At 54.6% G+C, this 17,093-nt stretch carries 30 protein-coding genes; 27 read left to right on the forward strand and 3 right to left on the reverse strand.

Annotation, left to right across the window (positions count from 1 at the left end; genetic code table 11):
* Window positions 1–280: 280 nt before the first annotated feature.
* The gene (locus tag AC2FH6_RS19975) at window positions 281–622 is read right to left on the reverse strand and encodes a RidA family protein (RefSeq protein ID WP_142639802.1); all 342 of its coding nucleotides are present in this window, start codon (window positions 620–622) and stop codon (window positions 281–283) included.
* Window positions 623–878: 256 nt separating this feature from the next.
* On the opposite strand from AC2FH6_RS19975, the gene AC2FH6_RS19980 reads away from it, so the two are divergent.
* The 8 genes from AC2FH6_RS19980 to AC2FH6_RS20015 all read left to right on the forward strand — a co-directional run bounded on the left by AC2FH6_RS19980 (window position 879) and on the right by AC2FH6_RS20015 (window position 5,810).
* Complete coding sequence (locus AC2FH6_RS19980; protein WP_271951961.1) at window positions 879–1,631, forward strand: FkbM family methyltransferase; 753 nt, start codon at window positions 879–881, stop codon at window positions 1,629–1,631.
* A gap of 280 nt (window positions 1,632–1,911) precedes the next feature.
* Window positions 1,912–2,106, forward strand: a complete 195-nt coding sequence (locus AC2FH6_RS19985; RefSeq protein WP_282022291.1) for a hypothetical protein — start codon at window positions 1,912–1,914, stop codon at window positions 2,104–2,106.
* A gap of 276 nt (window positions 2,107–2,382) precedes the next feature.
* Window positions 2,383–2,697, forward strand: a complete 315-nt coding sequence (gene rpsJ / locus AC2FH6_RS19990; protein ID WP_008756422.1) for a 30S ribosomal protein S10 — start codon at window positions 2,383–2,385, stop codon at window positions 2,695–2,697.
* Window positions 2,698–2,715: 18 nt separating this feature from the next.
* On the forward strand, window positions 2,716–3,441 hold the full coding sequence (gene rplC / locus AC2FH6_RS19995) for a 50S ribosomal protein L3 (protein ID WP_142639796.1): 726 nt from the start codon (window positions 2,716–2,718) through the stop codon (window positions 3,439–3,441).
* Window positions 3,438–4,055 (forward strand): 50S ribosomal protein L4, encoded by a 618-nt coding sequence (rplD, locus tag AC2FH6_RS20000; protein WP_050605826.1) that lies wholly within the window; start codon window positions 3,438–3,440, stop codon window positions 4,053–4,055. The genes rplC and rplD overlap by 4 nt, the downstream gene beginning before the upstream one ends.
* Entirely contained in the window at window positions 4,052–4,348 is a 297-nt protein-coding gene (locus AC2FH6_RS20005; protein ID WP_142639794.1) for a 50S ribosomal protein L23, read from the forward strand. Before rplD ends, AC2FH6_RS20005 begins: the two co-directional genes overlap by 4 nt.
* Before the next feature lie 170 nt (window positions 4,349–4,518).
* Window positions 4,519–5,553 (forward strand): fatty acid desaturase, encoded by a 1,035-nt coding sequence (locus AC2FH6_RS20010; protein WP_496691897.1) that lies wholly within the window; start codon window positions 4,519–4,521, stop codon window positions 5,551–5,553.
* A gap of 80 nt (window positions 5,554–5,633) precedes the next feature.
* Entirely contained in the window at window positions 5,634–5,810 is a 177-nt protein-coding gene (locus AC2FH6_RS20015; RefSeq protein ID WP_176797675.1) for a hypothetical protein, read from the forward strand.
* Window positions 5,811–6,007: 197 nt separating this feature from the next.
* Here the strand turns inward: AC2FH6_RS20015 and AC2FH6_RS20020 are convergent, their stop codons facing one another.
* Window positions 6,008–6,595, reverse strand: coding sequence for a hypothetical protein (locus AC2FH6_RS20020; protein ID WP_496704035.1), 588 nt, complete (start codon window positions 6,593–6,595; stop codon window positions 6,008–6,010).
* Entirely contained in the window at window positions 6,592–7,560 is a 969-nt protein-coding gene (locus AC2FH6_RS20025) for a hypothetical protein (RefSeq protein ID WP_496704036.1), read from the reverse strand. Before AC2FH6_RS20025 ends, AC2FH6_RS20020 begins: the two co-directional genes overlap by 4 nt.
* A gap of 297 nt (window positions 7,561–7,857) precedes the next feature.
* Between AC2FH6_RS20025 and rplB the strand changes: the two genes are divergently transcribed.
* The 19 genes from rplB (at window position 7,858) to rpmD (ending at window position 16,992) form a co-directional block, all read left to right on the forward strand.
* Entirely contained in the window at window positions 7,858–8,700 is an 843-nt protein-coding gene (rplB, locus tag AC2FH6_RS20030) for a 50S ribosomal protein L2 (protein WP_271951974.1), read from the forward strand.
* A 3-nt stretch (window positions 8,701–8,703) separates the two neighbouring features.
* Entirely contained in the window at window positions 8,704–8,982 is a 279-nt protein-coding gene (rpsS, locus tag AC2FH6_RS20035) for a 30S ribosomal protein S19 (protein ID WP_005980699.1), read from the forward strand.
* A gap of 3 nt (window positions 8,983–8,985) precedes the next feature.
* A complete protein-coding gene (rplV, locus tag AC2FH6_RS20040; RefSeq protein ID WP_039538267.1) occupies window positions 8,986–9,366 on the forward strand; it encodes a 50S ribosomal protein L22 in 381 nt (126 codons plus the stop codon).
* Complete coding sequence (gene rpsC, locus AC2FH6_RS20045; RefSeq protein WP_037311761.1) at window positions 9,366–10,076, forward strand: 30S ribosomal protein S3; 711 nt, start codon at window positions 9,366–9,368, stop codon at window positions 10,074–10,076. Before rplV ends, rpsC begins: the two co-directional genes overlap by 1 nt.
* Window positions 10,077–10,088: 12 nt before the next feature.
* The gene (gene rplP / locus AC2FH6_RS20050) at window positions 10,089–10,502 is read left to right on the forward strand and encodes a 50S ribosomal protein L16 (protein ID WP_085823145.1); all 414 of its coding nucleotides are present in this window, start codon (window positions 10,089–10,091) and stop codon (window positions 10,500–10,502) included.
* A 143-nt stretch (window positions 10,503–10,645) separates the two neighbouring features.
* Window positions 10,646–11,266, forward strand: coding sequence for a 2OG-Fe(II) oxygenase family protein (locus AC2FH6_RS20055; protein ID WP_496691900.1), 621 nt, complete (start codon window positions 10,646–10,648; stop codon window positions 11,264–11,266).
* Between the two features lie 203 nt (window positions 11,267–11,469).
* A complete protein-coding gene (locus AC2FH6_RS20060; protein WP_010437077.1) occupies window positions 11,470–11,676 on the forward strand; it encodes a cold-shock protein in 207 nt (68 codons plus the stop codon).
* A 171-nt stretch (window positions 11,677–11,847) separates the two neighbouring features.
* Window positions 11,848–12,459 carry a hypothetical protein gene (locus tag AC2FH6_RS20065; RefSeq protein WP_142639789.1) on the forward strand — a complete coding sequence of 204 codons (612 nt, stop codon included), beginning with the start codon at window positions 11,848–11,850 and terminating at the stop codon, window positions 12,457–12,459.
* Window positions 12,460–12,703: 244 nt separating this feature from the next.
* Window positions 12,704–12,910: a 50S ribosomal protein L29 gene (rpmC, locus tag AC2FH6_RS20070; RefSeq protein ID WP_074736205.1), complete on the forward strand. Its 207-nt coding sequence runs from the start codon at window positions 12,704–12,706 to the stop codon at window positions 12,908–12,910.
* 4 nt (window positions 12,911–12,914) lie between these two features.
* Complete coding sequence (gene rpsQ / locus AC2FH6_RS20075; protein WP_037311742.1) at window positions 12,915–13,145, forward strand: 30S ribosomal protein S17; 231 nt, start codon at window positions 12,915–12,917, stop codon at window positions 13,143–13,145.
* A gap of 76 nt (window positions 13,146–13,221) precedes the next feature.
* The gene (gene rplN, locus AC2FH6_RS20080; protein ID WP_005621870.1) at window positions 13,222–13,590 is read left to right on the forward strand and encodes a 50S ribosomal protein L14; all 369 of its coding nucleotides are present in this window, start codon (window positions 13,222–13,224) and stop codon (window positions 13,588–13,590) included.
* A 2-nt stretch (window positions 13,591–13,592) separates the two neighbouring features.
* Window positions 13,593–13,904: a 50S ribosomal protein L24 gene (gene rplX, locus AC2FH6_RS20085; RefSeq protein ID WP_142639787.1), complete on the forward strand. Its 312-nt coding sequence runs from the start codon at window positions 13,593–13,595 to the stop codon at window positions 13,902–13,904.
* Window positions 13,897–14,457 carry a 50S ribosomal protein L5 gene (gene rplE / locus AC2FH6_RS20090; RefSeq protein WP_142639786.1) on the forward strand — a complete coding sequence of 187 codons (561 nt, stop codon included), beginning with the start codon at window positions 13,897–13,899 and terminating at the stop codon, window positions 14,455–14,457. Before rplX ends, rplE begins: the two co-directional genes overlap by 8 nt.
* Before the next feature lie 19 nt (window positions 14,458–14,476).
* Window positions 14,477–14,782, forward strand: coding sequence for a 30S ribosomal protein S14 (rpsN, locus tag AC2FH6_RS20095; protein WP_142639784.1), 306 nt, complete (start codon window positions 14,477–14,479; stop codon window positions 14,780–14,782).
* A gap of 13 nt (window positions 14,783–14,795) precedes the next feature.
* Window positions 14,796–15,188 carry a 30S ribosomal protein S8 gene (gene rpsH / locus AC2FH6_RS20100; RefSeq protein ID WP_142639782.1) on the forward strand — a complete coding sequence of 131 codons (393 nt, stop codon included), beginning with the start codon at window positions 14,796–14,798 and terminating at the stop codon, window positions 15,186–15,188.
* 12 nt (window positions 15,189–15,200) lie between these two features.
* Window positions 15,201–15,734 (forward strand): 50S ribosomal protein L6, encoded by a 534-nt coding sequence (gene rplF / locus AC2FH6_RS20105; RefSeq protein ID WP_058272374.1) that lies wholly within the window; start codon window positions 15,201–15,203, stop codon window positions 15,732–15,734.
* An 11-nt stretch (window positions 15,735–15,745) separates the two neighbouring features.
* Window positions 15,746–16,105 carry a 50S ribosomal protein L18 gene (rplR, locus tag AC2FH6_RS20110; RefSeq protein ID WP_142639780.1) on the forward strand — a complete coding sequence of 120 codons (360 nt, stop codon included), beginning with the start codon at window positions 15,746–15,748 and terminating at the stop codon, window positions 16,103–16,105.
* 116 nt (window positions 16,106–16,221) lie between these two features.
* Window positions 16,222–16,791: a 30S ribosomal protein S5 gene (gene rpsE, locus AC2FH6_RS20115; protein ID WP_142639778.1), complete on the forward strand. Its 570-nt coding sequence runs from the start codon at window positions 16,222–16,224 to the stop codon at window positions 16,789–16,791.
* A 12-nt stretch (window positions 16,792–16,803) separates the two neighbouring features.
* Window positions 16,804–16,992, forward strand: a complete 189-nt coding sequence (gene rpmD, locus AC2FH6_RS20120) for a 50S ribosomal protein L30 (protein WP_008757946.1) — start codon at window positions 16,804–16,806, stop codon at window positions 16,990–16,992.
* Window positions 16,993–17,093: the final 101 nt, after the last annotated feature.

Raw genomic sequence — 17,093 nt, forward strand, 5'->3', positions numbered from 1 at the left:
GGCGTTGTGTCGAAAATCGTCGAGTAATTCGCGCAAGCGAATGATCAAATGGAAAGGGCGCCCATCCGGCGCCCTTTCTCGTTTGATCTCGACAAGCCCGCGACGCACCCATGTCGTACACCAATGAGTGTTGAGTGATCGGAGGCGGTGATGAGATCGTTCGTCGAATAGTCTCAGACCTAACCGTCGAAACAAAAAAAGCCCGCCCCAAACGGGGCGGGCTTTTTCTGTTTGAATTTGGTAGTTCAAGACGGGGGAATTCCTAAAGAAGCAGCATGCTTCAGTCGTATGCGGCGTCCACTATGAATTCCACCTTCAGTTCGGGCCGCGCTAGTTTTGCTTCGCCACACGCCCTCGCAGGTGCGTATCCTGCAGGAACCCAAGCATTCCAGACCTCGTTCAAACCAGCAAAGTCCTTCATATCGGCCAGCCAGATGGTCACACGCAGCATCTTTTCCCGTGATGAACCTGCGCGCTCTAGCAGGTCGTCAATTTTCCCAAGGCAAATACGCACCTGTTCCTGAATGGTATCACCTTCGGCGACTTGCCCGGTCAAATAGGCCACACCATTATGTTTAACGATTTTGGACGATCTCTCGCCGGTTTCGATGCGTTCTATCATTGGAGTGATCTCGCTGTTTCCTGTTTGATGCACGCGTTCATGGTCATAAGATGCCCCGCATGGCAAACGGAAACCGCTTGAGTAACTTTCAGAAAAGTTGAACTGGTCGGGGACGGCCCGGGTCGATAGCATTTCGCCACGCCTAGGCTAGCTTGCCAGCGACACAGTATACCAGATTGCGCTTTTGCCGTTGAAGTGCTCTCTAGTTGGTTTCAATGGATTGCATCGGGCGAAACCGCAAGAAGGATACTTCGACATGGACGAAACCGTAGAACGACTGTCCAAACGCCTGAAGCGGCGAGGATATCAGGTTTCGCCAATGAAGGAGACGGGTGCCTATATCGGTAATCTGGGTTTTGAGGTCGAGACAGTATTCGATGTCGGGGTGGCCTCGGGAACCGAGCATTTGTACGAAGCTTTCCCTGCAGCCAAGTTTGTGTTGGTTGAGCCCATTTCGGATTACGAAACCAAGGTACGGAAAAACTGGGGCGACAAGATCGATTTTGATTTCCATGCTTGCGGAGTTGGTGCCGAAAGCGGACAGACGACTCTTCGAATTCCAACAGTTGGCGATCGTTGGCTCGGCACACGGGCAACGATGCAGGAGTTTGACGAAGCGGCAATCCAGCACACCTCGCAAGTTGAAGAGCGACAAGTCCCGGTAAAAACACTGGATGAGATTGCGTCTTCCTACAAGGAACCTTTCGGATTGAAAATCGACACGGAAGGTTTTGAAATCGAGGTTATTAAAGGTGCATCGGAGATGCTGAAAAAATGCACCTTTGTATTGGCTGAAGTCTCTGTACGGCGCCGGTATCACGGCGGTTATAGGTTCAGCGATTTTGTCGCCGCGATGGCAGATCACGGGTTTGAGCTACACGAATTCGTCAGGCCACCGTCTGCAGAAGCGACCGATTGCGATGCCATTTTTGCCCCATTCGAAAGCTCAGTGTTCGACTATCAGGATACCAGACTGTCTCGTATGGCGGCACGGGTAGCCAAGACATAGTCTAAGGGCATCTTTCCGCATGCAACGCGAGTTGTGTTGCCCGCGAAGGCGTTGAGCCAATCGCGCTGGGAGACGCCCCGCTTTTCGCTATCCGTGAAAGTGGCCGCTCCTCAAAGGACGGCCTTTACAGAGGTTCGGATCGAGATGAGGTTACTCTGCGCCCACAAATCTGAAAGAGGTCGTGCAAGCCTCAAACAATTTGAAGTTAGAAACATGTATCGCCTCAGTTGCACTGATGACATATCGAACGTTACGAACAAGGGCAGAGTGAAGACACACGATGGAAGCAATATTCATCCTCTTGTTTTTGGCCTTTTTGCTCTGGGCGATCTGGCAACTGTTTGCGCTAGTGGGGGATATGGCAGAGCGGCGCGGACAAAATCGATTACTTTGGCAAGTGGCAGCACTGTTTATCAACCCGTTTGGGGCAATTATCTTGCTTTGGCTTTTTGTGTCTGTCCAAGAAAATCCCTAAGCATTCAGTACAGGAATCTGGTGGACCATTTTAGATTGAGTTGATCTTGTCACGACACCCAAATTCAGAAAATCTACGCATAGGGTATGAGCCAGGTGAGCGCATTCGACTTGTTTGAACTTCCCCCCTTGCCAAACCCCTCACACCCCTGTAGATCGCGCGAGTTCTCTATAAGAACATCAAGGCGGGGTGATTCCCGCCTTTTGGGTTCGATGAGGGTTGGCGATGCGCGCTTGTCCTCCTCTCAACCTCAACGCCTGATAAAAGGCTGTTATTATGCAAAGCCAAAATATCCGTATTCGGCTGAAGGCATTTGACTATCGCGTTCTGGATGCCAGCACGCAAGAGATCGTCAACACTGCCAAGCGGACCGGCGCGAACGTGCGCGGCCCGATCCCGCTGCCGAACAAGATCGAGAAGTTCACGGTTCTCCGTGGCCCTCACGTTGACAAGAAATCCCGCGACCAGTTCGAGATCCGCACGCACAAGCGTCTGCTCGACATCGTTGATCCGACCCCCCAGACCGTTGACGCGCTGATGAAGCTCGACCTCGCTGCTGGTGTGGACGTCGAGATCAAGCTGCAGTCGTAAGATCGGAGGGTATAGATTATGCGCTCTGGTATTATCGCAAAAAAAGTCGGCATGACCCGCCTGTTCATGGAAGACGGCAAGCAGATCCCTGTGACCGTTCTTCACCTGGACAACCTGCAGGTTGTTGCACAGCGCACGGACGAGAAGGACGGCTATACTGCTGTTCAGCTGGGTGCCGGTGCTGCCAAGGCAAAACGCACCTCGAAAGCCATGCGCGGTCACTATGCCGCTGCCAAGGTTGAACCCAAGCGTAAGCTGGTCGAGTTCCGCGTCTCTGAAGATGGCTTGATTGAAGTTGGCGCCGAGATTTCGGCAGAACATTTCCTGGAAGGTCAGAAAGTTGACGTTTCGGGTACTTCGATCGGTAAAGGCTTTGCCGGTGCAATGAAGCGCTGGAACTTCGGTGGTCTTCGCGCCTCACACGGTGTTTCGATCAGCCACCGTTCGCACGGTTCAACTGGCCAGTGTCAGGATCCGGGCAAAGTTTTCAAAGGCAAAAAGATGGCCGGTCACATGGGTGCTGCCCGTGTAACCACCCAGAACCTGGAAGTCGTCAAAACCGACGCCGACCGTGGTCTGGTCTTCATCAAAGGCGCCGTTCCCGGACCGAAATCCGGTTGGGTTACCGTCAAGGACGCCGTCAAGAAGAAAGCACCGGAAGGCCTGCCTTTCCCGGCTGCTGTGAAATCGGCTGCAACCGAAGCACCTGCGGAAGAAGCTCCCGCGGAAGGTGGTGAAGCATGAAACTTGATGTAATCAAACTGGACGGCGGCAAAGCCGGCAACATCGAGCTGGATGCGGACCTGTTCGGCCTGGAGCCGCGCGCGGACATCCTGCACCGTGTGGTCCGTTGGCAGCGTAACAACGCGCAGGCTGGCACCCACAAGGTCAAGACCCGCTCGGAAGTGTCCTACTCAACCAAGAAGATCTATCGCCAAAAAGGCACCGGTGGCGCACGCCACGGCGCCCGTTCGGCACCGATCTTCCGGGGTGGTGGCGTTTACAAAGGTCCGGTCGTACGTTCGCATGGTCATGACCTGCCGAAAAAGTTCCGTAAACTTGGTCTGCGCCACGCGCTGTCTGCCAAAATGGCAGCTGGTGAACTGGTCGTGATCGAGAACGCCGAAGCCGAAGGCAAGACCGCCGCTCTGGCCAAGCAGGTTGCAAACCTGGGTTGGAAACGCGCTCTGGTCATCGACGGGGCGACCGTGAACGAAGGGTTCCTGAAGGCGTCGCGCAACATCGAAGGTCTGGATATCCTGCCGTCGATGGGTGCAAACGTTTATGACATCCTCAAGCGTGACACTCTGGTGCTCACCAAAGCGGCTGTCGAAGCACTGGAGGCTCGACTGAAATGAGCGCGAAGGCAGAACACTACGACGTGATCCGCAAGCCGATCATCACCGAAAAGTCGACCATGGCGTCCGAAAACGGCGCGGTTGTCTTTGAGGTTGCGATTGACAGCAACAAGCCACAGATCAAAGAGGCCGTTGAGGCACTGTTTGGTGTGAAGGTCAAAGCGGTGAACACCTCTGTGACCAAAGGTAAGGTCAAGCGGTTCCGCGGCCAGTTGGGCAAGCGGAAAGACGTCAAAAAAGCATATGTGACCCTTGAAGAGGGTAACACCATCGACATTTCCACCGGTCTTTGATCGGGCCTGTCTTTGGACAAACCATTAAGACCCCCGCGAAAGCGGGGGTTTTTCTTTAGGTAGTGACACCAAAAGTTGAGCGCCATTCCCAGCGTCTCGAACAGAAAATGATTGCTATGCCGGTGGGGTCGTCTATCCGGTATGGAACAAACAAACGATATGGCAGGCGCATGACCCAATCCACTCTCTCGACCCGGGACAACCCGGATGTGACTGTCGCGCGGGACTGGGTGTCGACGCTGGCCAAATATCGGGAGCCAAGCCAACCGCGTAGCTGGTTCGAGCTGGGGGTTACCTGTGTTCCCTTCATAGCGCTTTGGGCCTTGGCTTGGATGTCTTTGTCGGTGAGCTATTGGCTAGCGCTTGCGATCTCGGTTCTGAACGCGGCCTTTCTGCTGCGCCTGTTTGCCATTCAGCATGATTGCGGTCACGGGGCATTTTTTACGAACCGGACGGTCAGTGACTGGGTCGGTCGGGGGCTCGGGGTGCTGACGCTGACGCCTTACGATGTTTGGCGGCGCACACATTCCTCGCATCACAACTCATCTGGCAATCTGGATAAGCGCGGGATGGGAGACATCCATACGCTGACTGTGGCCGAATACCGGGCGCTGACGCCCTTGAACCGGTTGTTTTACCGGCTCTATCGCCACCCGATCACCCTGTTTGGCTTTGGGCCCGGCTATCTGTTCCTGTTTCAAAACCGCCTCCCGCTTGGCTTGACCGGTATTCCGAAATTCTGGGTCAGCGCGATGGCGACGAATCTGGCCATTCTGGCCGCACTGGGGGCCATCTACTATTTTGGTGGCCTGATGCCGGTTCTGCTGATTTTCCTGCCCTCGACCCTTATCGCCGCGACCGCTGGCGTTTGGTTGTTCTATGTCCAACACCAATTCGAAGAGACGCAATGGGACCCTGATCAGGACTGGCAACTGCACGAGGCCGCCCTGCACGGCAGCTCGCATTACATCCTGCCATCCGTATTGCAGTGGTTCACGGCCAATATCGGCATCCACCACGTACACCATCTGTACAGCCGCATCCCGTTCTATCGCCTGACCGAGGTGCTGCGGGATCATGACGAGTTGGCCAACAGCAACAGGATGACCATCCGCGAAAGCCTCGCCAACGCACGGCTACACCTGTGGGATGAGAAAAACCGCCGCCTGCTGTCCTTTGCCGAAGCGCGCGCGCTGTATGGGTGACGGGATCGGTCAGAGGGTGTGAACAATAGCCGGAAATCCGGTCGTTGCCCCCGGCGTGTGATGCGGATACGGTCGCTCTTATGAAACATGTCCCCAAAGAAACAACAGATGAGGCCCTTATTCAGGAGTTCCTGGATAAAGGAGGCAAAGTCAGCATCGGCAAAACCAAACCTGCGCCGGCAGAGCTGGGTTTGAGCAAGAATGTTTGGAACGCCAAGCTGACCAAGGAAGAGAAGGCCGCGCGCGACAAGAAGTGATCGTGCGAGGCCAGTTAGTCAGGCGGAAAGACGTTAAGAAAGTAAATGTGTCTCTGGAAGGGGGAGCACATCGACCTGTCCACCGGTCTCTGACCGGTCTCGTCTTTGGAGAGAGATAAAGGCCCCCGCGAAAGCGGTTTTTTGTTCATCACAGATATCGTGCGTATGCCCAGTTTGGTGCATCAACGCCATAAATTTTACCGGTGCATTCGGTCTACCAAGTAGTTCATCCCAAGAAGTGTGACAAACATGAGGCTGAAGCAGCACCAAAGATACCCAAATGCGCTTGAATACTGGAAGAACGCCATGTAGCGGCAGACGAATTGGATTTGCGCAAGCTCCGAACTTAAAAGCTCGAAGACAGACGAGGTGAGAAAAATTATAATCGCCATACCGGTGCAATAACCAAACACTGAGCAAAGAAACTGGCGTCGCTTCAAACTTTGATCGCCTGCAAAGATTTTTCTGCCGGAAATTTCCTCTTCGAGGCGCGCGCTTTGAAATGTAGCCACAGCAGCTAACGCCGCGATGTAAAAGCCAATTAGCATCGCAAGCAAAGAATTGACTCTTGATATCAGGTTGTCTGACCCTTCAAAAATTGAGAAAAGGTCGAATTCCCTTAGAAAATAAAGTGATAGCCCGGCCGCTAGAGTGGGATAGTACCACTGGAACCAAGAGAGAGAGCTGCTGACTCTTTCCTTCATGGTTTTGGATCTACCGCTTCCCTCTTCCTTAAGAATCAGGAAGCGAAATGCCGTGAAGAGTTTTTGATGTCCTAGCATCATTCGCCTTGGTGGAGTTGATATTGGCCAAAGATGTTTTCTATTTTTTGAAACATGTCGTCCCTTGGCGTATGATAGTATTGAGGCAAAGGTTCTTCAAAACCGCTAACTTGTTCATTCGCCACGAAGAAAGATTCTAGTATATCGCCATTTGGGTCAACTTCAGTTTGTTTGACTTGCCCGAATGCTGTTTTGATCCTGATCAGCATTTTCGCGTCGTCATCGTATCCATGATCACGGGACCATCCGGTGAGCCGCTCAAATAGGTTTCGCCCTTGGTCCTCGGTAACTTGTTTTTGAAGTCTAAACTTTGCACTCATAAGTTTTTCAGAGCGGGCAGGTTCTTCATCAACGCCATTTATGAAGTATTCTTCTTCTTTCACAAATTCTACGTCCTGAATGGTGCCAGTTCTCAGTACGTCCTTAAGAAGCTTTGATTTATAACCTAGGAGTTCAACAATGCCGAATACAGACATGGGCTGGTTATGTTCATTGACGTATTGAATTTTGAAATTCTCATCCTTTAGCAGCCAGCGGAGGTAGTTTTCAACTGACTTGATGTGGATACCAGAAGTGCGTTCAACCAAAACCATATAGTTGCCGTTAGCTTCTGGTGTCGCTCTGATAGCGATGTGGCTAGAGAATGGCACACCTTCGTTTTCACCTTTTGGTACTTCCCGAGTGTCGGTCGTTTCGAAATCGACAAATGCAGGGTCGCTCACTTCCTTGTCGCCGAAGTGCAGCAGAAAGCGAATTGTGGAGTTTGTTCTAGTAACATCGGTGCACCAGAGCATCTTCTCTTCGTTCGAACCAACGTATTTTTTTTGCGTAGCGTCTTGCTCGCGTTGTTCGAGCAACGAGAAAAGGTGGTCTAGTGCGAACGTTGCTGGCGCGTCTTTTCTTCGTTTCTCACAGCGCAGAGCCATTTCTGCTACGTAAATCCAGCGCTGTTTGTTTGAAATTGCCATGAACTAATCTCATTTGTCGTGAATCTATCTCATTTACTGATACTTGTGCTTAATTCACAACCCCGAGGTTAGTGGGTGCGACACTGATCCACCTAACGGTGGTTGGACGCTCTAAATTCACCTATAGACACCCACCCCCAACACGGCTATATGCACCCAATCTTACGGCCTCGGATTCGTTCCGGGGCCTCTGATATTTGAAACCGGGGACCTTCGGGGCCCTATACCCTTGGCACCTACGGGGGCCTATCACATAGCGGGGAAATCCCCGCACTTGCTAAACGGAAGACAGAAAGCATGGCACTCAAGTCGTACAAGCCGACGACGCCGGGCCAGCGCGGGCTGGTGCTGATCGACCGTTCGGAGCTTTGGAAAGGACGTCCGGTCAAGTCTCTCACTGAGGGTTTGACCAAATCGGGCGGCCGGAACAACACCGGACGGATCACTTCACGCCGCCGCGGCGGTGGCGCAAAGCGTCTCTACCGGATCGTTGACTTCAAACGGAATAAATTTGATGTCGCGGCAACCGTCGAGCGGATCGAATATGACCCGAACCGGACCGCGTTCATCGCACTGGTAAAATACGAAGACGGCGAGCAGGCATATATCCTGGCTCCGCAGCGTCTGGCTATTGGTGACAAGGTTGTGGCTTCGGCCAAGGCCGACATCAAGCCGGGCAACGCAATGCCGTTCTCGGGTATGCCTATTGGTACCATTGTCCACAACATCGAGATGAAGCCTGGTAAAGGCGGTCAGATCGCACGTGCGGCCGGTACTTACGCGCAATTCGTAGGCCGCGATGGCGGTTATGCTCAGATCCGTCTGAGCTCGGGCGAGCTGCGCATGGTTCGTCAGGAATGCATGGCCACCGTTGGTGCCGTGTCCAACCCCGACAACAGCAACCAGAACCTCGGTAAAGCCGGTCGTATGCGCCACAAAGGCGTGCGTCCGTCGGTTCGTGGTGTTGCTATGAACCCGATCGATCACCCGCACGGTGGTGGTGAAGGTCGTACCTCGGGTGGCCGTACACCAGTTACGCCTTGGGGTAAGGACACCAAGGGTAAGCGTACTCGCAACAAAAACAAAGCGTCCCAGAAGCTGATCATCCGCTCGCGGCACGCCAAGAAGAAGGGACGTTAATCCATGTCTCGCTCTGTTTGGAAGGGTCCTTTCGTCGATGCTTACGTGCTGAAAAAAGCCGAAGCAGCGCGCGAGTCGGGCCGCAACGAAGTTATCAAAATCTGGTCGCGTCGTTCCACCATTCTGCCCCAGTTCGTGGGTCTGACCTTTGGTGTGTACAACGGCCAGAAGCATATCCCCGTCAACGTCTCGGAAGACATGATCGGTCAGAAGTTTGGTGAGTATTCGCCGACTCGTACCTATTACGGTCACGCCGCTGACAAAAAAGCGAAGCGGAAGTAAGTCATGGGCAAGGAAAAGAACCCCCGCCGCGTGGCTGAAAACGAAGCAATGGCGAAAACGCGCATGCTCCGTACCAGCCCGCAGAAACTGAACCTGGTTGCGCAGATGATCCGCGGCAAGAAAGTTGAGAAGGCTCTGACCGACCTGACTTTCTCGAACAAGCGTGTCGCGCAGGACGTGAAAAAGTGCCTGCAGTCCGCAATCGCCAACGCCGAGAACAACCACAACCTGGACGTCGACGAGCTGATCGTTGCCGAAGCATGGGTTGGTAAGAACTTGGTCATGAAACGCGGTCGCCCTCGGGCCCGTGGCCGTTTCGGCAAGATCATGAAGCCGTTCTCGGAGATCACCATCAAGGTGCGTCAAGTTGAGGAGCAAGCCTAATGGGTCATAAAGTAAATCCGATCGGCATGCGCCTGCAGGTGAACCGCACCTGGGACAGCCGCTGGTACGCCGACACCAAGGACTACGGTGATCTTCTGCTGGAAGATCTGAAGATTCGTGAGTTCATCAACAAAGAGTGCAAGCAAGCCGGCATCGCCCGTGTGATCATCGAACGTCCGCACAAGAAGTGCCGCGTTACGATCCACACTGCACGTCCGGGTGTCATCATCGGCAAGAAAGGCGCGGATATTGAAGTTCTGCGCAAGAAAATCGCCCTGATGACAGACAGCGAACTGCACCTGAACATCGTCGAAGTGCGCAAGCCCGAGCTTGACGCACAGCTGGTTGCCGAGTCCATCGCTCAGCAGCTGGAGCGCCGGGTTTCGTTCCGTCGCGCGATGAAGCGGTCTGTTCAGAACGCCATGCGTATGGGCTCGCTCGGTATCCGGGTGAACGTCGCTGGCCGTCTGGGTGGCGCCGAAATCGCACGGACCGAGTGGTACCGCGAAGGTCGTGTGCCTCTGCACACTCTGCGCGCCGACATCGATTACGCACAAGCCGAAGCGATGACTCCTTACGGAATCATCGGGATCAAGGTCTGGATCTTCAAAGGTGAGATCATGGAGCACGATCCGCAGGCACGTGACCGTAAAGCACAGGAACTCCAGGACGGCCCTGCACCTCGTGGTGCTGGTGGCGGTCGTCGCTAAGGAGGGAAAGATATGCTTCAACCAAAGCGTACTAAATTCCGCAAGATGCACAAAGGCCGGATCAAGGGTGAAGCCAAGGGCGGCTCTGATCTGAACTTTGGCACCTATGGACTGAAAGCTCTTGAGCCTGAGCGTGTAACTGCACGCCAGATCGAAGCTGCACGTCGTGCCATGACGCGTCACATGAAGCGTCAGGGTCGCGTCTGGATCCGCATCTTCCCCGACACTCCGGTTACGGCTAAGCCGATCGAAGTTCGTATGGGTAAAGGTAAAGGTTCGGTCGACCGCTGGGCATGCAAAGTCAAGCCTGGCCGCGTGATGTTCGAAATCGACGGCGTCAATGACGACATCGCCCGCGAGGCCCTGCGCCTGGCTGCGATGAAGCTGCCGATCAAGACTCGCGTCGTGGTTCGCGAAGACTGGTAAGCGACCCGGGGGCGACCCCGCTCGCGACAAGATTGACCCCCGTCGGGAATCCGGCGGGGGTTTTTGGTTTGATGGCGCTGCCCCCGCGACAGCCTCGCAAAACACCCATCGCCTTCATCGAGAGGCTGGTTTAAGACAGGCCCATGGCACAGATTGAATCACTTTTTGTCACCCGTCTCTATCGCGCAGCTTTGTCCGAGTTTGATCCCAAGATCGACCCGGAGGAGCTGGAAAGCTCCTGTCTTGTCATCGCCGAGGATGATGAGGCCGGGCAGGAATGGTGCGAAGAAAACGGCTATCCCGGTTATACCAGCTATGCCTCGCTGACGGATCTGCCTTGGCGGTTTCCGATCTTTGCCGATCTGGTTAAGGTGCTGGACCAGCACGTTGCAGCTTTTGCTAAGGATCTGGAGTTTGATCTGGGTGAGGGTGAACTAAAGCTTGAAGACCTTTGGATCAACATTTTGCCCGAGGGCGGAATGCACTCCAGCCACCTGCACCCACACAGCGTGATCTCGGGCACGACTTATGTTTCGATGCCCGAAGGCGCTAGCGCGCTGAAGCTTGAAGACCCGCGCTCGGGCCGCATGATGGCAGCGCCCACGCGTATGAAAGGGGGGCGTCGGGACCTGCAGCCATTCATCTATGTGAAGCCTCAGGTTGGCGATGTCTTGCTATGGGAGAGCTGGTTGCGCCACGAGGTGCCGATGAACATGGCCGAGGATGAGCGGATTTCCGTCAGCTTTAACTATAAATGGGACTAGCACGGTCGTTTAAGGGACTCTGATTCAAAGGAATGTGTGAAAAGTTCTTGCATTGTGTCGTCAGATAAACGATGTGGGGGGCGCTTACGTTTTTCTTTTTCGACCACTGTCTCCCGAATATCGGCGTTCAGTCTTTCGATCCAGACCGACAACGCCGCGCTGTCGCAATTCCGCGGACAGCAATTTACTAGGAGACTACGGATATGGCCAACGGCACCGTAAAATGGTTCAACACAACTAAAGGTTTTGGCTTCATCGCACCGGAGACCGGTGGCAAAGACGTGTTTGTACACATCTCTGCTGTCGAGCGCTCGGGTCTGACCGGCCTGGCCGACGACCAGAAAGTAACGTTCGACATCGAACCCGGCCGTGACGGTCGTGAGTCGGCTGTGAACATCGCTCTGGCGTAAGTCACTTAGACTTAGACAGTTGAAGACGCGGTCTCGTGCAAACGAGGCCGCGTTTTGCGTTTGTGAGTGGGATGTCTACATGCTGTAAGGGCTGGTGCATTCAACGCACCTGTCAACGAGGCCTAGGGTGGCGGGATTAATGCCAGCTTTTCTATTTTGTGGGAGTAAACCATGGGCGCGCCAAAACCAGCAAAGGTTGTACTAGCGGTTTCACTTTTTTTGGCGTTGGCTGTCGCACCTGCACTTGCGACGTGCCCAACCCGTGTAGATGTCGGTAAAGGCGTCTGGTTGGACTATGGCGGAACATGGCTTTTACGAGTTCAAACCGTTGTTGAGACGGGGTTTGTCGTTGAGTTGAGAACCGAAGACTCTAGGCGCATAGGTTTCGCTAGCCACTACGCGCATCCTTTGCTGTTCGGCGAGACCTTTATGAAGTTCACCGCCTCAAAGCGTTCATACGAGCAATCAGTTAGTTCCTTAGATGACCTAGAGCAGCAAAAAGAGTGGCAGTCAGGCTTCACGATACAAGATGGCGATAAAGAAGCCTTACTCGGCACTGTAACGGTTGAGTTCCAGAAAAATCGAATTGAACGGGTTGGAACGTGTAAATACAAAGTTTGGGAAGTTCTGGTGCGTGAGCATGTATCAGGGGATGACGAACGAACGGTAAAGGTGCTGTATTCTCCAGAGCTAAAGATAGTTTTGAAGCAGGCGCATATGCTGCCGAACTCTGGATTGGTTTGGGGAAGAGGTTTCGATGGAATTCGCTCCAAGAGCGAATAGGCTTCCAAATTCGGTTCAAACATCTCGTGCCCGTCGCTGGTTGCTCAAGTGAGCAGAGCGCTAAAAACGGCCTCTCGATCAATCCTCCATACTTTCCCTTGCCACCCACCCCAGAACCCCCTATAGAGCGGCATCTTGCGTTCCCCCGGCCGAGTCGGGGGATTCGTATGTCTATCATTCATCCACCAGGTCAAAGGTGACCCTGCATAGGGGCCTTCTGGTGTTTTGAGCAAAGGAAAAGGCGATGAACGCCCAAGAACTGCGTGACAAGACCCCTGACCAGCTCCGCGAGGAACTGGCCAACCTGAAGAAAGAAAGCTTTAACCTGCGCTTTCAACAGGCAACCGGTCAGATGGAAAGCACCGCTGGCATCAAAGCGGCCCGCCGCAACGCCGCCCGCGTTAAAACCATCCTGAACGAAAAGGCCGCTGCTGCGGCATCGGAGGAGTAATCCTATGCCTAAGCGTATCCTTTCCGGCACCGTAACGAGCGATGCCAACGCACAGACTGTAACCGTATCCGTCGAGCGCCGCTTTACGCATCCGGTTCTGAAGAAAACCATCCGTAAGTCCAAGAAATACCGGGCTCACGATGAAAAGAACGCCTTCAAGGTCGGCGATACAGTTCGCATCATCGAATGCGCGCCGAAATCGAAGACGAAACGTTGGGAAGTTCTGGAAGCGTAAGCCTCCGGGATTTTCCCATTTGTCGAAACCCTGGGGGATCTAACAAGACCAGCCCCCACAGGTCGGGAGAAACCACATGATCCAGATGCAGACCAATCTGGATGTCGCTGACAACTCCGGCGCACGCCGAGTTCAGTGCATCAAGGTCCTGGGTGGTTCCAAGCGTAAATACGCCTCTGTAGGCGACATCATTGTCGTCTCGGTGAAGGAAGCCATCCCACGCGGCCGCGTAAAGAAAGGTGACGTCCGTAAGGCCGTCGTCGTACGCACCGCCAAAGAAGTCCGTCGCGAAGACGGCACCGCGATCCGTTTCGATCGCAACGCCGCCGTCATTCTGAACAACAACAACGAGCCCGTAGGTACCCGTATCTTTGGCCCTGTTGTTCGTGAACTGCGCGCGAAGAACTTCATGAAAATCATCTCGCTTGCTCCGGAGGTGCTGTAATCATGGCTGCTAAACTCCGCAAAGGCGACAAGGTCGTCGTGCTGGCTGGCAAGGACAAGGGCAAAGAGGGAACTATCACCTCGGTCGACCCGAAAGCCGGTAAAGCCGTTGTTGATGGCGTGAACATCGCCATTCGCCACACCCGCCAGTCGCAGACCTCGCAAGGTGGTCGCCTGCCTCAGGCAAACCCGATTGAGCTGTCGAACCTGGCTCTGCTGGACAAAAACGGTAAAGCAACCCGCGTTGGCTTCCGCATGGAAGGTGACAAGAAGGTTCGTTTTGCCAAGACCACGGGGGACGTGATCGATGCTTGATACCGCAACCTACACCCCGCGTCTGAAAGCTCAGTACGCTGAAACCATCCGTGCCGCTCTGAAAGAAGAGTTCGGTTACAAGAGCGATATGCAGCTGCCCAAGCTGGAAAAGATCGTTCTGAACATCGGTTGTGGTGCAGAGGCCGTCAGAGACTCGAAGAAGGCGAAAGCCGCTGTTGAAGATCTGACCGCGATTGCAGGCCAAAAGGCTGTTGCAACACTGGCGAAGAAGTCGATCGCGGGTTTCCGCGTCCGTGAAGACATGCCGCTGGGTGCGAAAGTTACCCTGCGCGGTGACCGGATGTATGAATTCCTGGATCGCCTGATCACCATCGCGCTGCCGCGCGTTCGTGACTTCCGCGGTGTTAAGCCTTCTTTCGATGGTCGTGGCAACTTTGCCATGGGCATGAAAGAGCACATCGTGTTCCCGGAAATCGACTTCGACAAGGTCGACGAGGTCTGGGGCCTGGATATCGTAATTGCCACCACAGCGAAAACCGACGCTGAAGCGAAAAGCCTGTTGAAAGCGTTCAACATGCCGTTCAACGCTTAAGCGCCGGGAGGATTGAGACATGGCTAAAAAAGCAATGATCGAACGCGAGAAGAAGCGCGAACGCCTGGTGGCCAAATATGCCGCAAAGCGTGCCGAGCTGAAAGAAATCGCGAATGACGAGAGCAAGCCGATGGAAGAGCGTTTCAAAGCGCGTCTGAAACTGGCGAAACTGCCGCGCAACAGCTCGGCAACTCGTCTTCACAACCGCTGTCAGCTGACAGGTCGTCCTCATGCTTACTATCGTAAGCTGAAGGTCAGCCGTATCATGCTGCGCGAGCTGGGTTCTGCAGGTCAGATCCCCGGCATGGTGAAATCGAGCTGGTAAGGGAGACATAGATATGAACGATCCTATCGGCGATATGCTCACCCGTATCCGCAACGCGCAAATGCGCGGCAAGTCCACTGTAAACACTCCGGCGTCGAAACTGCGCGCCTGGGTTCTGGACGTGCTGGCGGACGAAGGTTACATCCGTGGCTACGAAAAGATGACTGGTGAAAACGGTCATCCGGCCATCGAAATCAGCCTGAAATACTACGAAGGCACCCCTGTCATTCGCGAGTTGAAGCGGGTCTCCAAGCCCGGTCGTCGCGTATACATGGGCGTCAATGACATCCCGCAGGTCCGTCAGGGTCTGGGTGTGTCGATTGTCAGCACTCCGAAAGGTGTGATGTCGGACCAGAATGCACGCTCCAACAATGTTGGCGGCGAAGTGCTCTGCACCGTCTTCTAAGGAGGTCTGTCAATGTCTCGTATTGGTAAACGTCCGGTCGAACTGCCCAGCGGTGTAACCGCCTCGGTTTCCGGCCAGACCATCGAAGTCAAAGGCCCGAAAGGTGCCCGTAGCTTCACTGCGACTGATGACGTTACGCTGTCGGTCGAAGACAATGTGGTTCAAATCAACCCGCGTGGCATGTCCAAACGTGCCCGCCAGCAATGGGGCATGAGCCGCACCATGGTTGCCAATCTGGTAACAGGTGTGACCGAAGGCTTCAAAAAAGAGCTGGAGATCCAGGGTGTTGGTTACCGGGCTCAGATGCAGGGGAACACCCTGAAGCTGAACCTGGGCTACAGCCACGACGTTGATTTCGTTGCTCCGGAAGGTGTCACCATCACCGCACCGAAGCAGACCGTGATCATTGTGGAAGGTAACGACCAGCAGCAGGTGGGCGAAGTCGCGGCGAAAATCCGCGAATGGCGCCGTCCCGAGCCGTATAAGGGCAAGGGTATCCGCTATAAGGGCGAATTCATCTTCCGCAAAGAAGGCAAGAAGAAGTAAGGACGCAAACAATGGCAAACAGCAAAAGAACCCTGTTTCTGAAGCGCCGCCTGCGCGTTCGGAACAAACTTCGCAAGGTCAATGCAGGTCGTGTACGCCTGTCGGTTCACCGTTCGAACAAGAACATCAGCGCTCAGCTGATCGACGACGTTCGTGGCGTGACCCTGGCCTCGGCCTCGACCCTGGAAAAAGATCTGGGTGTAGTTGGCACAAACAACGTCGAAGCGGCTACGAAAGTGGGCGCAGCCATCGCCGAGCGTGCCAAGAAGGCAGGCGTCGAAGAGGCTTATTTCGATCGTGGCGGCTTCCTGTTCCACGGCAAAGTGAAGGCTGTCGCCGACGCTGCGCGTGAAGGTGGTCTGAAGATCTAAGACTTGCGGGCAGCGCCTCAGCTGCCCCGATGATCCGGGGGCCTCGGCAATAGTCGAGGCTCACTTGGATTGAAACAACGGCGCCGCAATGCGCCACATGAGAAAAGGGATGCCAAATGGCAGAACGTGAAAACCGTCGGGGCCGTGGCCGCGACCGCGACGAAACTCCGGAATTCGCAGACCGTCTGGTCGCGATCAACCGCGTGTCGAAAACCGTAAAAGGTGGTAAGCGCTTTGGCTTCGCCGCTCTGGTGGTTGTCGGCGATCAGAAGGGCCGCGTCGGCTTTGGCAAGGGTAAAGCAAAAGAAGTACCCGAGGCCATCCGTAAGGCGACGGAGCAAGCCAAGCGTCAGATGATCCGCGTGCAGCTGCGCGAAGGTCGGACCCTGCACCACGATATCGAAGGCCGTCACGGCGCCGGTAAAGTGGTTATGCGCTCGGCACCTGAAGGTACTGGTATCATCGCCGGTGGTCCGATGCGTGCTGTGTTCGAAATGCTGGGCGTCAAGGACGTTGTGTCCAAGTCGTTGGGCTCGCAGAACCCGTACAACATGATCCGCGCCACCATCAACGGCCTGCAAAAAGAACAGAGCCCGCGTTCGGTTGCACAGCGTCGCGGCAAGAAAGTTGCTGACATCCTGCCCAAGCGGGACGAAGCGCCTGTTGCTGCTGAAGCAGAAGCATAAGGAGAGCGACCCATGGCAAAAACCATCGTCGTCAAGCAGATCGGTTCCCCGATCCGCCGCCCCGCCGAACAGCGCGCGACCCTGATCGGTCTGGGCTTGAACAAGATGCACAAAACCCGTGAGCTGGAGGATACTCCTTCGGTCCGCGGCATGGTCAACAAGATCCCGCATCTGGTAGAGATCATCGAAGAACGCGGCTAATCGCGAGTTCTTTGAAGACTTAAAAACGCCTCCGATCTGATCGGGGGCGTTTTCTTGTTTGGCCGGTCGTTTTTTTCCGGCTCGTCTTATGGTGCTGTTCA

Source organism: Ruegeria sp. CDSC045 (genome assembly GCF_059610725.1).

What these genes read in the sequence shown, in the direction of transcription:
- AC2FH6_RS19975 (WP_142639802.1), bottom strand. Translation starts at nt 622, where the DNA reads ATGATAGAACGCATCGAAACCGGCGAGAGATCGTCCAAAATCGTTAAA.
- AC2FH6_RS19980 (WP_271951961.1), top strand. Translation starts at nt 879, where the DNA reads ATGGACGAAACCGTAGAACGACTGTCCAAACGCCTGAAGCGGCGAGGA.
- AC2FH6_RS19985 (WP_282022291.1), top strand. Translation starts at nt 1,912, where the DNA reads ATGGAAGCAATATTCATCCTCTTGTTTTTGGCCTTTTTGCTCTGGGCG.
- rpsJ (WP_008756422.1), top strand. Translation starts at nt 2,383, where the DNA reads ATGCAAAGCCAAAATATCCGTATTCGGCTGAAGGCATTTGACTATCGC.
- rplC (WP_142639796.1), top strand. Translation starts at nt 2,716, where the DNA reads ATGCGCTCTGGTATTATCGCAAAAAAAGTCGGCATGACCCGCCTGTTC.
- rplD (WP_050605826.1), top strand. Translation starts at nt 3,438, where the DNA reads ATGAAACTTGATGTAATCAAACTGGACGGCGGCAAAGCCGGCAACATC.
- AC2FH6_RS20005 (WP_142639794.1), top strand. Translation starts at nt 4,052, where the DNA reads ATGAGCGCGAAGGCAGAACACTACGACGTGATCCGCAAGCCGATCATC.
- AC2FH6_RS20010 (WP_496691897.1), top strand. Translation starts at nt 4,519, where the DNA reads ATGACCCAATCCACTCTCTCGACCCGGGACAACCCGGATGTGACTGTC.
- AC2FH6_RS20015 (WP_176797675.1), top strand. Translation starts at nt 5,634, where the DNA reads ATGAAACATGTCCCCAAAGAAACAACAGATGAGGCCCTTATTCAGGAG.
- AC2FH6_RS20020 (WP_496704035.1), bottom strand. Translation starts at nt 6,595, where the DNA reads ATGATGCTAGGACATCAAAAACTCTTCACGGCATTTCGCTTCCTGATT.
- AC2FH6_RS20025 (WP_496704036.1), bottom strand. Translation starts at nt 7,560, where the DNA reads ATGGCAATTTCAAACAAACAGCGCTGGATTTACGTAGCAGAAATGGCT.
- rplB (WP_271951974.1), top strand. Translation starts at nt 7,858, where the DNA reads ATGGCACTCAAGTCGTACAAGCCGACGACGCCGGGCCAGCGCGGGCTG.
- rpsS (WP_005980699.1), top strand. Translation starts at nt 8,704, where the DNA reads ATGTCTCGCTCTGTTTGGAAGGGTCCTTTCGTCGATGCTTACGTGCTG.
- rplV (WP_039538267.1), top strand. Translation starts at nt 8,986, where the DNA reads ATGGGCAAGGAAAAGAACCCCCGCCGCGTGGCTGAAAACGAAGCAATG.
- rpsC (WP_037311761.1), top strand. Translation starts at nt 9,366, where the DNA reads ATGGGTCATAAAGTAAATCCGATCGGCATGCGCCTGCAGGTGAACCGC.
- rplP (WP_085823145.1), top strand. Translation starts at nt 10,089, where the DNA reads ATGCTTCAACCAAAGCGTACTAAATTCCGCAAGATGCACAAAGGCCGG.
- AC2FH6_RS20055 (WP_496691900.1), top strand. Translation starts at nt 10,646, where the DNA reads ATGGCACAGATTGAATCACTTTTTGTCACCCGTCTCTATCGCGCAGCT.
- AC2FH6_RS20060 (WP_010437077.1), top strand. Translation starts at nt 11,470, where the DNA reads ATGGCCAACGGCACCGTAAAATGGTTCAACACAACTAAAGGTTTTGGC.
- AC2FH6_RS20065 (WP_142639789.1), top strand. Translation starts at nt 11,848, where the DNA reads ATGGGCGCGCCAAAACCAGCAAAGGTTGTACTAGCGGTTTCACTTTTT.
- rpmC (WP_074736205.1), top strand. Translation starts at nt 12,704, where the DNA reads ATGAACGCCCAAGAACTGCGTGACAAGACCCCTGACCAGCTCCGCGAG.
- rpsQ (WP_037311742.1), top strand. Translation starts at nt 12,915, where the DNA reads ATGCCTAAGCGTATCCTTTCCGGCACCGTAACGAGCGATGCCAACGCA.
- rplN (WP_005621870.1), top strand. Translation starts at nt 13,222, where the DNA reads ATGATCCAGATGCAGACCAATCTGGATGTCGCTGACAACTCCGGCGCA.
- rplX (WP_142639787.1), top strand. Translation starts at nt 13,593, where the DNA reads ATGGCTGCTAAACTCCGCAAAGGCGACAAGGTCGTCGTGCTGGCTGGC.
- rplE (WP_142639786.1), top strand. Translation starts at nt 13,897, where the DNA reads ATGCTTGATACCGCAACCTACACCCCGCGTCTGAAAGCTCAGTACGCT.
- rpsN (WP_142639784.1), top strand. Translation starts at nt 14,477, where the DNA reads ATGGCTAAAAAAGCAATGATCGAACGCGAGAAGAAGCGCGAACGCCTG.
- rpsH (WP_142639782.1), top strand. Translation starts at nt 14,796, where the DNA reads ATGAACGATCCTATCGGCGATATGCTCACCCGTATCCGCAACGCGCAA.
- rplF (WP_058272374.1), top strand. Translation starts at nt 15,201, where the DNA reads ATGTCTCGTATTGGTAAACGTCCGGTCGAACTGCCCAGCGGTGTAACC.
- rplR (WP_142639780.1), top strand. Translation starts at nt 15,746, where the DNA reads ATGGCAAACAGCAAAAGAACCCTGTTTCTGAAGCGCCGCCTGCGCGTT.
- rpsE (WP_142639778.1), top strand. Translation starts at nt 16,222, where the DNA reads ATGGCAGAACGTGAAAACCGTCGGGGCCGTGGCCGCGACCGCGACGAA.
- rpmD (WP_008757946.1), top strand. Translation starts at nt 16,804, where the DNA reads ATGGCAAAAACCATCGTCGTCAAGCAGATCGGTTCCCCGATCCGCCGC.